The sequence below is a fragment of the Agrobacterium tumefaciens genome (genome assembly GCA_025560025.1).
Lineage (GTDB): Bacteria > Pseudomonadota > Alphaproteobacteria > Rhizobiales > Rhizobiaceae > Agrobacterium.
In genome coordinates this window covers 1,962,155-1,977,300 of sequence record CP048485.1, presented here as the reverse complement: position 1 = coordinate 1,977,300, position 15,146 = coordinate 1,962,155, and the positions used below count along the sequence as shown (strand labels likewise).

Below are 15,146 nucleotides of genomic sequence, written 5' to 3'. Positions count from 1 at the left end.
GGGGCAATGTTGCTACGCAGACTGGGCTTCAACAGCGACGGGAGTGACGTGTTCCTATGGCCGATGACACCATTTCAATAAGCTTCACGCCCGACCCGAAACATGTTCCCGACTATGTCCACGGTTATCAACATCAGGCCTATGAAAATTACAGCATGATTTTCGACAAGTCCTGGAAGCGGCATTTCGCCTTGGCCAGAGCGCATCTATCCTCGTTTGCGGGACTTGCTGCCGGTTTCATCTATTCCTTAAGCCTGCCGTGGTTTCCGGGTGTCTGGCCGGTGGTCGGTTATTGGGTGTTTGCACCCGCACCGTTTGTGGCCCTCGCCATATGGTTCATTATCTGGCGGGGCTCGAGAAAGGAGATGAAATCCTACTACGAGGTCCTGGCACATTGGAATATTGCCAATGATCGGATGTATTCGCCTCACACGGAGGTCGAGATAGGACCCGAGGGTTACAAGCAGGTCACAAGACTGGACACCGTGCAGTTGAGCTGGGCGCGCTATCACCTCGCCATCACGCCGCCGGACAATCTGGTTCTGGTTTTCCACGGGACGGTGGTTGTCATACCCAACAGCGCCCTGCCGATCGCTGCAAAGGACATCATCGAGAAGATCAATCACTGGTCCGCAGCCCAGCAGAAAGAGCTTCTTCCCTTATCCTGAAGCGGCATCTGAAATTGGGGGTATCGTCCGGAAATAGGACGGCCTGCGTGTTCTCGCGGCAGCCGCCTGACGTCAATCAGCAGCCCGACCCCGTTCTAAAGATAACGGCAGTCGCGTCCTGATTGCCTTGTGACATTCCCGCTTCGTTTCGTCCACCGTTCCCGAACAGAATCTCGGGGATCGCCTCATGCAAGTTGAGAACGCGACAGCAGCGGCAGGGATTTGCCGGCGGCGTGGATGACATTGTCGAGGAATTGCCGCGAGGCCTTTTCCCAGCTGTAGCTTCTGGAAAGCGCCAGCGCCTCCTGCGGCGAACAATGAAGCGCCGCGAGACAGGCATCGCGAAGATTATCATCCAGCGCACCGGCGGCAGGGTTGCCGCCGAGGATGTCGATCGGCCCGGTGACGGGGAAGGCTGCCACGGGCACGCCGCTTGCCAGCGCTTCCAGAATGGTGTTGCCGAAAGTATCGGTCTTGGAGGGGAAAACGAAGACATCGGCCTGCGCATAGGCATCGGCCAGTTCCTCACCGGTCTTGACGCCAGTAAACAGCACGCCGGGATATTTCTCCTGCAACTCGTGGCGGGCAGGCCCGTCGCCGATAACGACTTTCGATCCGGGCAGGTCGAGCTCGAGGAATTCCGGCAGGTTTTTCTCCACCGCTACCCGCCCGACCGTCATGAAGATCGGTCTCGGCAGATCGAAAGGCAGCGTGGTTTTGGGGCGGGGATGGAAGAGTTCAGCGTCGATGCCGCGGCTCCAGCGTTTCAGGTTCCTCACGCCACGGGCTTCCAGTTCGGTCTCGAGGCTCTGGGTTGCAACCATGCAGGTGTTGCCGCCATTGTGGAACCAGCGCACGAAGGCATAAAGCCAGCTTTCCGGGATGGGAAAACGCGCCGCGACATATTCGGGAAAGCGGGTGTGATAGCTGGTGGAAAACCGCATATGGTTCTTCACACACCAGCGCCGCGCCATGAAACCAAGCGGTCCTTCCGTGGCGATATGCACGAAGGAAGGCTGGCTTTTTTCGATCTCCACCGCCACACGGCGATAACCCGCGACTGACAGGCGGATTTCCGGATAGGTGGGGCAGGGAATGCTGTAGAAACTCTGTGGCGTGACCATGTGGACATCCACGCCCAGCCGCGCAAGTTCGGTATTGGTGTTTTCTATCGAGCGAACCACGCCGTTGACCTGCGGGTGCCAGGCATCTGTGACAATCGTGATTCTCGTCATGAAACACTGATCCTGCTCATCTGCGCGCAGGCGATTCCCCATTGCCCGGCTTCCGCCCGTATATGCGGCGTGCGTGTTACAGGATCATGTCAGCGTCTTTGACGGCGGGGAAGCGTGGTTTGCGCGCAGAAGTTTGCGGTTGTCAACGGCGCTCCTTCTTTCCTCATTCCTGTGACAGGCACAGGAATGAGGGGCAGATGGGTCTATCCTACCAGTGGAAGGAGCTCGGGGCTGATCAGCGCGCCGTGATGGCCGATGACGGTTGCGGCCGCCCTGGCGGCAAAAACGGCGGCTTCCTGCGGCGAACTGCCTGTCACGTAACGGGCGAGAAAGGCACCGTTGAAGCTGTCGCCCGCACTCGTCGTGTCCACCACCTCCACGGCCTCCACCGCCGGCGCATGGCTGCGGCTGCCGCCGAAATCGAGCGTTGCGCCCTTGGCGCCGTCCTTGACGACGACATTGGCGACGCCGAGCGCTCGGTAACGGTCGATGGTGGCTTCCACGGTACTATCGCCGAAATGGCTGGCTTCGTCATCGAAGCTCGGCATGACAAGCGTTGCGGCGCGCGCGCCGTTGGTGATCGTCTCCAGCATCGTGTCCTTGTCCGTCCACAGCCGTGGGCGGATATTCGGGTCGAAGACCACGGGCTTGCCCGCCGCTTTCGCCCGGCGCAGTTCCGCAAGGAAAGTATCGACATCGTGCGGCGAGGCGAGAATGGCGAGGGTGATACCGGAGAAATAGATGACATCGGCGCTTTCCACCGTCCTGCGCAGGTGATCCGCATCGGCCGCCAGCTGCCTTGCGGCGGCGGCGTTGCGCCAGTAGCTGAAGGTGCGTTCGCCATCCTTGAGGTTGATCAGGTAGAGACCGGGCGTGCCGCCCTTGATGCGGCGGATTTTTTCCGTGCCTATGCCGGCATCCGCGATGAAGGTGAGCATGTCTTCAGAGAGAGGATCGTCGCCGAGCGCGGTGAAATAATCAACGGACCAATCTTCGGGCAGGCAGGCGCGCGCATACCAGGCGGTATTGAAGGTATCACCGGCAAAACCCTTGCGCAGCAGCCCGTTGCCGGCCTGCGACAGTTCCACCATGCATTCGCCAATCGACAGAAACCGTCCGCCCACGCCGTCATCCTCCCGTTTTTTCCAGCCATGCGGCTTACGACGAGTGCGCGCCGCTGACAAGGGCGGTTCTGGCCGTTTGTGCATGTGCGAAGTTCCGGTTTACGCCGCCGCGATGGCTTTATATTCTCCTGCCAGACACATCAGGAGATTGCCGATGACGCTACCCCATGCCCCGGCCCACAAACCTCAAGCGCAATCGGACTGGTGGAAGGGGGCGGTGATCTATCAGGTCTATCCGCGCTCGTTTCAGGATACGACCGGCGACGGTTACGGCGATCTTGCCGGGGTGACGAAACGCCTGCCCTATATCGCGTCCCTCGGCGTCGACGGCATCTGGCTTTCGCCCTTCTTCACCTCGCCCATGGCCGATATGGGTTATGACGTTTCCGACTATTGCAATGTCGATCCCATGTTCGGCACGCTTGCCGATTTCGACGCGTTGATGGCGGAGGCGCATCGGTTGGGATTGAAGGTCATCATCGACCAGGTCATATCGCACACGTCAGACCAGCATCCATGGTTCGTGGACAGCCGTGCAAGCCGCACCAACAGCAAGGCCGACTGGTATGTCTGGGCCAATCCCAAGCCGGATGGCACCGCACCCACCAACTGGCTTTCCGTCTTCGGCGGCCCGGCATGGGAATGGGACGGCGTGCGCAAGCAATATTACATGCACAGTTTCCTCGCCTCGCAGCCGGATCTCAATTTCCATAATCCGGATGTGCAGGACGCTCTTCTGGAAACCGTGCGGTTCTGGCTCGATCGCGGCGTGGACGGTTTTCGCCTCGATACCGTCAACCACTATTTCCACGACAGGCTTCTGCGCGACAACCCGCCGCTTCTCGACGAGGAAAGTTTCGGTCTCGATGCCTCCGACGTCAATCCCTATGGCATGCAGGACCATCTCTACGACAAGACACGGCCGGAAAACGTGGCTTTCCTGAAGCGTTTTCGCGCGCTGCTCGACGACTATGAGGGCCGGGCTACGGTGGGCGAGGTGGGCGACGGGTCCCGGTCGCTGAAGACGGTTGCGGCCTATACGTCCGGCAACGACAAGCTCAACATGTGCTATACGTTCGATCTGTTGGGGCCTGATTTCAGCGCAAAACATCTTCGTGGCTCGGTCGAAACTTTCGGCAAAATAGTCAAGGATGGCTGGGTGTGCTGGGCCTTTTCCAATCATGATGTGGTGCGCCACCTCAGCCGGTTTTCCGAAGGCACTGAAGAGCAGACGCGGGTAGCGAAACTTGCCATCTGCGTTCTCGCCAGCCTGCGCGGCTCGATATGTCTTTATCAGGGTGAGGAATTGGGACTGACCGAGGCGGAACTTGCCTTCGAGGATCTGCGCGATCCCTACGGCATTCGTTTCTGGCCCGCCTTCAAGGGGCGCGACGGGTGCCGCACGCCGATGGTGTGGGAGACCGGCAAGCCGAATGCCGGTTTTTCAAGCGCAGAAAAGCCGTGGTTGCCGGTGCCCTATGTCCATGCCATGCAGGCTGTGGATGCGCAGGAGCGCAAGCCGGACTCGGTTCTGAACCACTATCGTGCGGTTTTGTCCTTCCGGAAAGGTCACGGCGTGCTGCGCGATGGCGACATGCACTTCATCAAGACCAATCTCGATGTGCTGGCCTTCACGCGCCAAAAGGGCGATGAAAAACTGCTCTTCGTTTTCAACCTCACCCGCGAACCGGTGGAATTCCCGATACCGAAGGCCATGCGGGTCACTGATATACTGCCGATGCCGGGTTTCGCACCGTTATTCGATGCGGGGATCGTGACGCTCGAGGGGCTGGATGTGTTTTGTGGGGTCGTTGCATGAGCGGGCAATTTGTCATCGAGACGGCTGGCGAAGCATCGCTCGATGAGTGGTCCCTTCTGCGGCACCGCTTGTGGCCCGATGCTTCACCCGCCGAACACCGGGCGGAATTGCAGGACGTCTCCAACAATGAGGTTGGATTTATTGCCCATGATCCGGCGGGCATGGCCATCGGTTTCGCTGAAGCCAGCCTGCGGAATGATTATGTCAACGGATGCGACACCTCGCCTGTGGCGTTTCTCGAAGGCGTTTATGTGGAGGAGGCGTTTCGCAAACAGGGCGTTGCGGCTGCATTGATTGCCGAAGTAACCCGTTGGGCGACCAGCAAGGGTGTGAGCGAGCTTGCTTCCGATGCCGATATTTCCAATGTCGATTCACACCGCATGCATGCGGCGCTGGGATTTGAGGAAACGCAGCGGGTGGTTTATTTTCGCAAGCTTCTGCCTCCGGATTGAGGGTATGGGCACAGCAGAAGATGCAGCGATCTCTGCTGATTACGCATCCTGTTTCCCTCATTCCTGTGCTTGTCACAGGAATCTAGCCAGCCCAAGTCATTGGGCTGAAAAGACTCTCTCGCCGCGCAGACGCGCGTCGACTAGATTCCTGTGACAAGCACAGGAATGAGGAGGTCGGTGCGGCTTATGCGCTTTTACCGTCTTCCGCCGAGGCATTTTCCGCCAATCAGATCAGCGCAAACCGGTCCACATCCACCATTCCCATATCGGAAATCTTCAGATGCGGGATGACGGGCAGGGGCAGGAAGGCGACCTGCAGGAAGGGTTCCTCAAGCGTCGTTCCGAGCGCATAGGCTGCCTTTCGCAGGGTGTGCAGCGTGTCGCGCACCGTCTCGTAAGGTTCAAGACTCATCAGGCCGGCAACGGGGAGCGGGATTTCGCCCGTCACCCTGCCATCTTCCACCACCACGAAGCCGCCCTTGATTTCGCCGAGCCGGTTGGCGGCCAGCGCCATGTCGTCTTCGCTCACGCCAACGACGCAGATATTGTGGCTGTCATGGCCGACGGTGGAGGCGATGGCGCCTTTCTTCAGGCCGAAGCCCTGAACGAAGCCGTTGGCGTGGTTGCCGTTCTTGCCGTGGCGTTCGATGACGGCGACCTTGATGATATCGTTCTCGAGATCGACGGTGGTCTGGTTGCCATCCGTCGGCAGCCTGTAGCGGCGGTGCTCGGTGATGATCTTGCCGGGAAGCACGCCCATGACCGGGCTTTCGCCTTCCGTCACCGGCACACCGAAATGCGAGGCGAGCACGGGTCTTGCCTTGACGCTGTCCAGACCGACGGGAGCGACCGGTTTGCGGGTTGCAAACAGCGCATCATCGACGATCCGGCCGCCGGAAAGCACCATGCCGGCCTTGCAATTCTGCAGGCTGTCGACCACCACGAGATCGGCGCGCCAGCCGGGTGCAATGAGACCACGATCGCGCAGGCCGAAGGCTTTGGCTGCGGAAATCGAAGCGGCGCGATAGATGGCGAGCGGCTCCACGCCGCTGGCGATGGCCGTGCGGATCATATAGTCGAGATGGCCCTGTTCGGCGATATCGAGCGGGTTGCGGTCATCCGTGCAGAGCGCCAGATAGGGAGAAAGGCGCTCGGTGATGATTGGCATCAGGGCATGCAAGTCTTTCGAGACCGAGCCTTCGCGCACCAGAATATGCATGCCCTTGCGGATCTTCTCCAGCGCTTCGGCGGCACTCGTGCATTCATGTTCGGTACGGATGCCGGCCGAGAGGTAGCCGTTCAGCGCCGTTCCCGACAGAAGCGGTGCGTGCCCGTCTATATGCTGGCCCTGAAAGGCTTCCAGCTTCGCCATGCATACCGGGTCCTTGTGGATGACGCCCGGGAAATTCATGAATTCGGCAAGCCCGATAACCTTTGGATGATCGCGAAACGGCAGCAGCTTTCCGATCGGCAGGTCGGCACCGGAGGTTTCCAGATGGGTCGCTGGCACGCAGGAGGAGAGCTGCACCCGGATGTCCATGATGGTTTCCATGGCACTGTCGAGGAAGAATTGAAGCCCTTCCGCGCCCAGTACATTGGCGATTTCATGCGGGTCGCAGATGGCCGTGGTGACGCCATAGGGTAAAACGCAGCGGTCGAATTCATGCGGGGTGACCAGCGACGATTCGATATGAAGGTGAGTATCGATGAAGCCTGGAACCACGATTTTACCGGAAATATCGATTTCCCGGCGGCCATTATAGCTTTCGCAGGTTCCGACTATGGTATCGCCGCAGATGGCGATATCGGAGGCAACTAGTTCCCCGGTCACGAGATCGAAGAATCGCCCGCCTTTGAGAACCATATCTGCCGGTTCGCGGCCTGTACCCTGATCGATGCGTGTTTCAATTTTCGAATTCATGCGGGTTTTCTTCGGCTCCTGGTTTACGTCGTATGCGAGAATTTACAGTATTTACATTCTTGGGTTGTTTCTTGAGTTATTCATGTTGATTCTTTGTGTTTTAAATATAACGAGAGTAAAAAATTTTCATATTTGTGTTATCTTATATTTAAAGTTCAGCATTTGAATAATTTTGGGAAAGTGTAACTTCATCTTTAAGGGCGGGCCGGTCCTGTGCTGGCGTTTCCAAGATAGCGGTTGAGGTTACCATCCCCGGGAAGGAAAATAAAAGCGTCTGATGCTCAAACGAATTTCCACCCAGCAATTGACTGTTGGCATGTTTATCGAAGCGGTCGAAGGAGCGCTTTCGAACAATGATTTTTTACGGCGGCACCGTTTCCTTTTGCGGCATGAGGAATTGATGCGGCAATTAAAACTGAGCGGCGCCGAAACCATCATCATCAACACGGCCAAGGGAAGCGACGTTGACGGCAGGCCGCGCTCGGGCGCGACCATTCCGCCGAAACCGGAGAATTGCCCGGAAACGATCGCCGCCGTGACCCATGCCGTGCGCTCGGCCGCCGACGCCATAGCCGAGACCTTTGCGGTCGCCGAAGCAGGCGGCTGCGTATCGCTGAAGGGCATGGCGTCCGCGGCGGGCAAGATTTCCGATGCCGTACAGTCGAGCCCGGCGATCTTCATCGGCGTCACCCGTTTGAAATCGAAGGACGAGACGACCTTCGTGCACTCGGTCTCCGTCAGCGGGTTGATGATCCATTTTGGAAATTATCTCGGGCTGGACAGGGGAACCGTCGATCTGCTCGGCATCAGCGGGCTGCTGCACGATATCGGCAAGGTGGAAATTCCCTCGTCGATCCTCAACAAGGCAGAAGGGCTGAGCGCCAGCGAACGGGAAATCATCAATCTTCACCCGGCTTTCGGCCGGGATATATTGTCACGCAATGAACAGATGCCGGCCATGGTTCTCGACGTCTGCTTCAATCATCACGAACGGATAGATGGCGGCGGTTATCCAAGCGGGCGCGTCGGAAACGAAATCAGCCTTTACGCGCGGATCGCGGCAATCTGCGACGTCTATGACGCCGTCACCTCGGTCAGGCCCTACAAGAAGCCGTGGACGGCGAATGATGCCCTGACCTGGATGCTGCGCCGGGAAGGCCATTTCGACACGCAGCTTCTGAAGAAATTCGCCCTGTGCATTTCCGCCTCGCTGCCGAGGGGTTAGGCGGCCGTAAAAACACCAAGTCCGCAGGCAGCCTTTATCAGGAGAGGATCGGCGACGCTGACGCAACGCCGCCGATGCAGAATGTTCAGGCCGCCTTCGTCTTCGCCTTGCGGGTCAGATGCACCACGACATTTTCGATCATCCGCATGCCGGCATCCTGGCCGAGCGTCATGATCGATTCCGGGTGGAACTGAACGGCAGCGACCGGCTCCTTGGCGTGTTCGATGCCCATGATCGTGCCATCCTCGCTTTCCGCCGTGATGATGAAATCACGCGGAAGGGTGGAGGGGTCGGCGAAGATCGAGTGGTAACGGCCAACGGTCACTTCCTTGCCGAGACCGGAGAAGACGAGGCCCGGTTCCAGCACGCGGATGCGTGAGGGCTTGCCGTGCATCGGCACCGCAAGCTGGCGGAGCTCACCGCCATAGGCTTCCGCCAAGGCTTGAAGGCCGAGGCAGACGCCGAAGATCGGCAGTTCGCGGGCGCGGGCCGCCTTGATCGTCGCCTTGCAGTCGAAATCCGTCGGGCTGCCCGGTCCGGGAGAGAGCACGACGAGATCGGGCTGGAAGCGATCGAAGACCTCTGCCGCAACCGGCGTTCTGACTGTCGACACCGTTGCGCCGGTCTGGCGGAAATAATTCGCCAGCGTGTGAACGAAGCTGTCCTCGTGATCGACCAGCAGGATCTTGACGCCGTTACCCACCTTGGCGGCGTCACGCTTGGTGGCGGCGGCGTTGGTGCCTTTGGCATCGCGAATGGCGGCGATCATCGCGGAGGCCTTCAGTTCGGTTTCGGCTTCTTCTTCCTGCGGATTGGAATCGTTGAGCAGCGTCGCACCCGCACGCACCTCGGCAATGCCGTCCTTGATGCGGATGGTGCGCAGCGTCAGGCCCGTATTCATGTCACCGTTGAAACCGACCATGCCGATTGCGCCGCCATACCAGGCGCGCGGGCTCTTTTCATGGCCTTCGATGAAGCGCATGGCCCACAGCTTCGGTGCACCGGTGACGGTGACGGCCCAGGCGTGGCTGAGGAAACCGTCAAAGGCGTCCATGTCATCGCGCAGGCGGCCTTCAATGTGGTCCACCGTGTGGATGAGGCGCGAATACATCTCGATCTGGCGGCGGCCGATGACCTTTACCGAACCCGGCTCGCAGACGCGGCTTTTGTCGTTACGGTCCACATCCGAACACATGGTGAGTTCGGATTCATCCTTCTTCGAATTGAGCAGTTTCAGGATCTGCTCGCTATCGGCAATCGGATCGTCACCGCGCTTGATGGTGCCGGAAATCGGGCAGGTCTCGATGCGGCGGCCGGAGACACGTACGAACATTTCCGGCGAGGCGCCGACCAGATATTCCTGATGGCCGAGATTGATGAAGAAGGAATAGGGCGAGGGATTGATCGCCTTCAGGCGGCGGGAGATCGCCGACGGATTGCTTTCACAACGCTCCATGAATTTCTGGCCGGGAACGACCTCGAACAGATCGCCGCGGCGGAAGCTTTCCTTGGCCTTGACCACCAGTTCGGAATATTCGCCGGGACGGTGATCGCCCTTGGGCGGGATGGTATCGGTGGTTTTGAACGGGTCGGGTGTGATCTCCGAAGACTTGCCGTCCGTCGTCACGCCGGCCTTTTCGAAATCGTAACGGTCGATCCAGGCCTTGGCGGAATAGTGATCAACGACGAGGATTTCGTCCGGCAGGAACAGCACCATGTCGCGCTGGTCTTCCGGGCGCGCCAGCGACAGCTTGATCGCGTCGAACTGGAAGGCAAGATCGTAACCGAAGGCGCCGAACAGGCCGATGGCCGAATCCGCATTCGAATAGAAGAGGTCGACGATGGCGCGCAGCGCCGTGAAGACGGTCGGGATTTTCGAACGCTCTTCTTCGGTGAAAACGCGGTCCGGTTCGTTGACGGTGAGATCGAGACGGCGCGTGGTGGAAGCGCCAAGCGTGAGATCGGGCGTCGCCTTCAGCTTTTCGGTGATGAAGGAAAGCAGCACTTCGCCGCGACCATTATAGGCCTCGATCCACATCTTGCGGCCGAAACAGGAGATGCCGAGCGGCGGATCGACGATGGCCGTATCCCAGCGTGTGTAACGGCCCGGATATTCGTAGTTGGACGAAAAAACCGCGCCGCGATGGGAATCGAGCTTTTCGATATAATTATCGATGGCGCTGGTGTAATCGGCGGGCCGGCGCTTTCGGCTGACCTTGATGCCGCCTTTCGTCTCGTAGGTTTCCGCTCCGTCATCCTGAATGATCGTTACCATTTCTTTCGCACTTCCCGTTGTTCAGGCCCGATGACAGGCGGCAGAATAACAAAAAAGCCGCCTGAAAATTCGGGCGGCTTGGACTTTGTCTGAAGACATGACTGGTCAAGGCCGCGTAAAGCTGCTCCACCACCAGTTAGCAATGTTCATAGACACGATGTTCATGGGAAAATTGTTAGCGTGCACAATTGGCCTTGGCAAGGGGATTCCGACGGCGGAATGAACCTTACCGGGCGCCGTCGCGTTCCTGCCCTGCCGAAACGGTCAGGAGTGCCCCGCAAAATGCTTCATCGTCTGTGTCTTCTGGTGATCAGCCTCACATTGATTTCCGCTTCCGAACCGCCGCCGCAGGTGCCGGTGCCGCAACCGAAACCGGTTGAGGGGAAAGCCCCCGCCGGGGCGGAAAAACCGATGGAAGAGGATACGCAAAAGCCGGCTGAAGCACCAAAGCCCGCCCCCAAACCGGAGATGCCGAAAGAGCAGCAACCCGATGGCAAGGAATTGCCAGCCGGGAAGGGCTCCGACGGTGCGAAGAATGAGGGGGAGCGCAACGAAGACAAAGACAAAGACAAAGACAAAGACAAAGAGGGCGAGCGCCAGAAGCCGGCTGACGAGGCGGCAAAACCGGAGGAGAAACAGGCCGAACCGGTGAAGCCGGAAGATCCGGCCGCGTTGCAGGCCTGCCTTGGTGCCTTGAAGGAGATCGGTGCGGAGTTCAAGCAGCTTGAACCGATCCGGGATGAGGAGCAGGGCTGCGGCATTGAAGCGCCGATCGAGCTTTCCGTGGTCCTGCCGGGCATCAAGCTTGAGCCATCGGGCACCATGCGTTGTGAAACCGCCCTTGCACTATCGCGCTGGACCAGGGAGATGATGCTACCGGCGGCAGCCCTTGCCCTGCCGGAGAAGAAGGTGACGGCGATTGCCAATGCCTCGACCTATATTTGCCGCAACCGCAACAGTGCTGAAAACGGCAAGATTTCCGAACACGCAAAGGGCAATGCCGTGGATATCTCCACCATTGCCTTCGACAAGGGCGAGCCGCTGGTGATGAAGCCGCGCGGTGAGGATGGAACGCCCGAAGGCGCTTTCCAGCGCGCCATCACGGCAGCCGCCTGCCTGTTTTTCCGTACCGTTCTTTCCCCCGGCAGCGACGCCACCCATCAGGACCACCTGCATCTCGACGTGCTGGAACGGAAGGGCGGCTACCTCTATTGCCGCTGATAAAGAAAAGGGCGACCCGAAGGCCGCCCCGACTGGAGATGATGTTTCTGACCGGTTTTAGAATTTCTGGGTCAGGGAGATTTTGAAGGTGCGGCCGGCTTCGGAATAGAAATCAACCGGCTGGTTGACGGTGCTGGCGGTGTTGGGGTTGATGTCGCGGACACCGACGGCATTCCAATATTTCCTGTCGAACAGGTTGTAGATGCCGGCCTGAATACGCAGGCCCTTCGTCTGTTCAGGCTCCCACCAGCCACTCAGGTTGAAGACGCCATAACCGGGCGCATCGAAGGTGTTGGCCACCTTGTCGTCACGCATGCCGGAGGAGAAGATGCCGGTGAATTCCGTGCCCCAAGTGTCCTGTTCATAGCCGACGCCGAGGACGGATTTGAACGGCGCAACCGTGCGAATGAACTCATTCGTGTCGGTGTCCTTGCCATAGGCGTAAGCAAGCGAGGCGTGGGCGAAGAAGCCGTTTGCGAGCTCCTTGCGCACCTTGGCTTCCACACCAGAAATTTCAACATTGTTGCGGTTGCGATAGGTGAACAGGCTTCCCGGCGACCCTCTGAAGGAGAAGAGGTTGGTGGTCGTCGTATATTGCTCGATGAAGTTCTTGTACTTGTTGTGGAACAGCGTCAGGCTTCCGGCCAGATCGCCGGAGGCGTAGTTCGCGCCGATTTCGAAACCATTGCTCGTTTCTGGCTTCAGTTCGGAATTGCCGATAACGGCATATCCGCCCGAAGTGATGTTCGAGAAGTTCAGATAAAGCTCGTTGATGGTCGGTGCACGGTAAGCCATGGACCATTGTGCGAAAAGCTGCACCTCGGGGGTAAGGTCATAGGTCGCGAGCAGTTTTGGCGAGAAGCGCGAGCCGCTGTTGCCACTCGGCAGACCGAAGGTTCTGTAGCCGCTGTTGCTGGATACCGAGCCGTCCGGATCGTAATCATAGGAATCGAACCGTAGGCCGGGAGTGAGGCGGAAGCCGTTGCCAAACGCGATTTCGTCATCGAGATAAAGGCCGAGGCTCTTGCCGCTGACGTCAGGCATGTCCGACTGCGAGGACGAGGTCACTCCGGCCGTGTTGGCGAAAAGCTCCTGGCTGAAATCGGTGGTCATGGCGTTGCCGCCGAAGCGCACGGTATGTTGCACACCGCCGAGTTCGAAACCGGATTCAAGGCCGCCGACGATGCCGAAAGCGCTGTTGCGCATGCTGTCTTCGCGAATATAGAGCGAATTGTTGGTCAGGCGATCGCCCGCGCCGGATTCCTTGGAGAGGCGTGTCCAGTAAAGCGAAAGATTGGCGGCATCGATGAAGCCATCGGTCGAGGGCGCCTCATATTCGTAGTCCAGCGATACGCGGTCGCGTTCCGTGTCCTCATAACCCCTGTAATCGCCGATGCGGTAGGTCGACCCCGAAACGCTGACGCCCTGCAGGGTCTTCATGTCGCTGCGGTTTCTCAGCGAATAACGTTCGGCCGTCAGGCCGATGCGGTGGCCGCCTTCCAGATCCTGGCGGATCTTGAACATCAGGTTGCTTTCATAGGTGTCGGCAGGGTTGGGTTTGGTACGGCGTGTTCCGTAAATGTCGGCGCTGCCCTTGTTGTCCGTCTCGTTGCCGCGCTTGTAGGATCCCTGGAACAGGACCGAGGTGTTCTCGATCTTCTTGGCCACGGCGAGCGAGCCGCCGACGCTTCTGTCCTCGCTGTCATAGGTGGTTTTGGCAACGCCGCCCCAATCCCTGCCTTCGCCGATCAGGTCTTCCGGCTCGAGTGTGCGCAGCACGAGCGCGCCGCCAAGAGCGCCGGAGCCGATACGGCTGGAGTCGGCGCCGCGCACCACATCAACCGTCGAAAGGGACGAGAAATCAAAGCTCGAATTCGTATTGCTTAACGTGGTGGTGGCCTGACCCTGGCGGGCGAAGTTTTCAAAGAAGGGGACGGGGATATTGTCGATTAGTGTCACGACGCGTGCGCCGCCGAGGCCGCGAATGAACAGGCCACCAGGCTTGCCGGGCTTGGCTTCGATGAAATCGACGCCTGGCTCGGTGGTGTTTCCAAGGTCCTTGATGCTGCCGATGTCTTTCTCGCGGATGTCTTCGGCGGTGGTCTGGCTCGCCAGCGGCGTGTCGGCAGCGGCATTGGCGCTTTTAACGCGCTTGCCCTTGACCACGATCTTTTCGAGCGTGGTGGCGCCGTTCGCCTGCGAAGCGGCATCCTGTGCAAGTGCTGGGCCGGCAAGCGGTAGAAGAGACATGGCGGTGCACAAAAGCAGCGTGGAATGCTTGCGCGAGATGGACATTAAATACCCCCGGGTAGGCGCGCGCATAAACCACGGCGCGCAAAAAACGCGCCGCGCCTGCTGTCGCGGCTGAAACTGTTTTGATTTGTTACGGGCAAGCCGATAAGCGAGGACTAAAAAACATGACGATAACTGTCAACATATTATATATGACTTTTTACATCATGTTTTAAAGCATAACAGTGCGTTGCAAAAATGTGACGCTTCACCATGCCGCATCCAAAGCGGCAGATAGGGGCGAAAACGCCGCCATGCGGCCAAAGTCCCGACATTGCCGCTTGCTAGGATATTCGCAGCCAGTTTAGATGGCGAAATAAAGAATGCCCTAACAATAAACAGATCATTAATCGGATACGGAAATGAAGTCTCTTGAACTGCTCGTCGAGCGGATCATTCTCTCCAGCCGCTGGCTGCTCGTTGTATTTTATCTCGGGCTCGTCGCGGCGCTGGCGGTTTACGCCTTCTCCTTCATGCTCAAGTTCCTGAAGGTTGCGAAAAACGTCTTCACCTACGATGAAGCGGACATGATCCTCGCCATGCTCGGGCTGATCGATGCGGCGCTGGTCGCCAGCCTCATCGTGATGGTGATGATCTCCGGCTACGAGAATTTCGTCAGCCGCTTCGATCAGGCGGATGATGAAGTTTCGTTTCTGGGCAAGCTTGACTCGGGCAGTCTGAAAATCAAGGTCGCCTCGTCGATCGTGGCGATTTCGTCGATCCATCTGCTGCAGATCTTCCTCAATGCCAGCCAGTATACGGACAGCCAGCTGATGTGGTTCACCATCATCCATCTGGCTTTTGTCGTTTCGGCGGTCATGCTCGGCTTCCTGGAAAAACTGATGGCCAAGCCGAAGGACAAATCTGAGAAACAGGTCATTTGATGAAGGTGGTCCGCTGAATATGAAGGTCGA

At 58.6% G+C, this 15,146-nt stretch carries 11 protein-coding genes; 6 read left to right on the top strand and 5 right to left on the bottom strand.

Annotated features, from left to right (window positions below; genetic code table 11):
- Positions 1 to 56 precede the first annotated feature (56 nt).
- Entirely contained in the window at positions 57 to 668 is a 612-nt protein-coding gene (locus tag FY152_09705) for a hypothetical protein (protein ID UXS32348.1), read from the top strand.
- 185 nt (positions 669 to 853) lie between these two features.
- Here FY152_09705 and FY152_09700 read toward each other — a convergent pair whose 3' ends face one another.
- Positions 854 to 1,903: a glycosyltransferase family 1 protein gene (locus FY152_09700; protein UXS32347.1), complete on the bottom strand. Its 1,050-nt coding sequence runs from the start codon at positions 1,901 to 1,903 to the stop codon at positions 854 to 856.
- Between the two features lie 203 nt (positions 1,904 to 2,106).
- Positions 2,107 to 3,027, bottom strand: a complete 921-nt coding sequence (locus tag FY152_09695; protein UXS33259.1) for a sugar kinase — start codon at positions 3,025 to 3,027, stop codon at positions 2,107 to 2,109.
- A gap of 154 nt (positions 3,028 to 3,181) precedes the next feature.
- Between FY152_09695 and FY152_09690 the strand changes: the two genes are divergently transcribed.
- Together FY152_09690 and FY152_09685 are read left to right on the top strand one after the other, a co-directional pair.
- Entirely contained in the window at positions 3,182 to 4,846 is a 1,665-nt protein-coding gene (locus FY152_09690) for an alpha-glucosidase (protein UXS32346.1), read from the top strand.
- Positions 4,843 to 5,298, top strand: a complete 456-nt coding sequence (locus FY152_09685) for a GNAT family N-acetyltransferase (protein UXS32345.1) — start codon at positions 4,843 to 4,845, stop codon at positions 5,296 to 5,298. The genes FY152_09690 and FY152_09685 overlap by 4 nt, the downstream gene beginning before the upstream one ends.
- 226 nt (positions 5,299 to 5,524) lie before the next feature.
- Here FY152_09685 and ade read toward each other — a convergent pair whose 3' ends face one another.
- Complete coding sequence (gene ade / locus FY152_09680) at positions 5,525 to 7,219, bottom strand: adenine deaminase (protein ID UXS32344.1); 1,695 nt, start codon at positions 7,217 to 7,219, stop codon at positions 5,525 to 5,527.
- 277 nt (positions 7,220 to 7,496) lie between these two features.
- Here ade and FY152_09675 point away from each other — a divergent pair, with 277 nt between their 5' ends.
- Positions 7,497 to 8,444, top strand: coding sequence for an HD-GYP domain-containing protein (locus FY152_09675; GenBank protein ID UXS32343.1), 948 nt, complete (start codon positions 7,497 to 7,499; stop codon positions 8,442 to 8,444).
- A gap of 85 nt (positions 8,445 to 8,529) precedes the next feature.
- Here the strand turns inward: FY152_09675 and FY152_09670 are convergent, their stop codons facing one another.
- Entirely contained in the window at positions 8,530 to 10,719 is a 2,190-nt protein-coding gene (locus tag FY152_09670) for an anthranilate synthase (GenBank protein UXS32342.1), read from the bottom strand.
- 282 nt (positions 10,720 to 11,001) lie between these two features.
- On the opposite strand from FY152_09670, the gene FY152_09665 reads away from it, so the two are divergent.
- Positions 11,002 to 11,940: an extensin family protein gene (locus tag FY152_09665; GenBank protein ID UXS32341.1), complete on the top strand. Its 939-nt coding sequence runs from the start codon at positions 11,002 to 11,004 to the stop codon at positions 11,938 to 11,940.
- Positions 11,941 to 11,997: 57 nt separating this feature from the next.
- Here the strand turns inward: FY152_09665 and FY152_09660 are convergent, their stop codons facing one another.
- Complete coding sequence (locus FY152_09660; GenBank protein ID UXS32340.1) at positions 11,998 to 14,235, bottom strand: TonB-dependent hemoglobin/transferrin/lactoferrin family receptor; 2,238 nt, start codon at positions 14,233 to 14,235, stop codon at positions 11,998 to 12,000.
- 359 nt (positions 14,236 to 14,594) lie between these two features.
- On the opposite strand from FY152_09660, the gene FY152_09655 reads away from it, so the two are divergent.
- A complete protein-coding gene (locus FY152_09655; protein ID UXS32339.1) occupies positions 14,595 to 15,116 on the top strand; it encodes a TIGR00645 family protein in 522 nt (173 codons plus the stop codon).
- Positions 15,117 to 15,146: the final 30 nt, after the last annotated feature.

Coding starts and splice junctions, on each gene's coding strand:
- FY152_09705 (UXS32348.1), top strand. CDS start 57: ATGGCCGATGACACCATTTCAATAAGCTTCACGCCCGACCCGAAACAT.
- FY152_09700 (UXS32347.1), bottom strand. CDS start 1,903: ATGACGAGAATCACGATTGTCACAGATGCCTGGCACCCGCAGGTCAAC.
- FY152_09690 (UXS32346.1), top strand. CDS start 3,182: ATGACGCTACCCCATGCCCCGGCCCACAAACCTCAAGCGCAATCGGAC.
- FY152_09685 (UXS32345.1), top strand. CDS start 4,843: ATGAGCGGGCAATTTGTCATCGAGACGGCTGGCGAAGCATCGCTCGAT.
- ade (UXS32344.1), bottom strand. CDS start 7,219: ATGAATTCGAAAATTGAAACACGCATCGATCAGGGTACAGGCCGCGAA.
- FY152_09675 (UXS32343.1), top strand. CDS start 7,497: ATGCTCAAACGAATTTCCACCCAGCAATTGACTGTTGGCATGTTTATC.
- FY152_09670 (UXS32342.1), bottom strand. CDS start 10,719: ATGGTAACGATCATTCAGGATGACGGAGCGGAAACCTACGAGACGAAA.
- FY152_09665 (UXS32341.1), top strand. CDS start 11,002: ATGCTTCATCGTCTGTGTCTTCTGGTGATCAGCCTCACATTGATTTCC.
- FY152_09660 (UXS32340.1), bottom strand. CDS start 14,235: ATGTCCATCTCGCGCAAGCATTCCACGCTGCTTTTGTGCACCGCCATG.
- FY152_09655 (UXS32339.1), top strand. CDS start 14,595: ATGAAGTCTCTTGAACTGCTCGTCGAGCGGATCATTCTCTCCAGCCGC.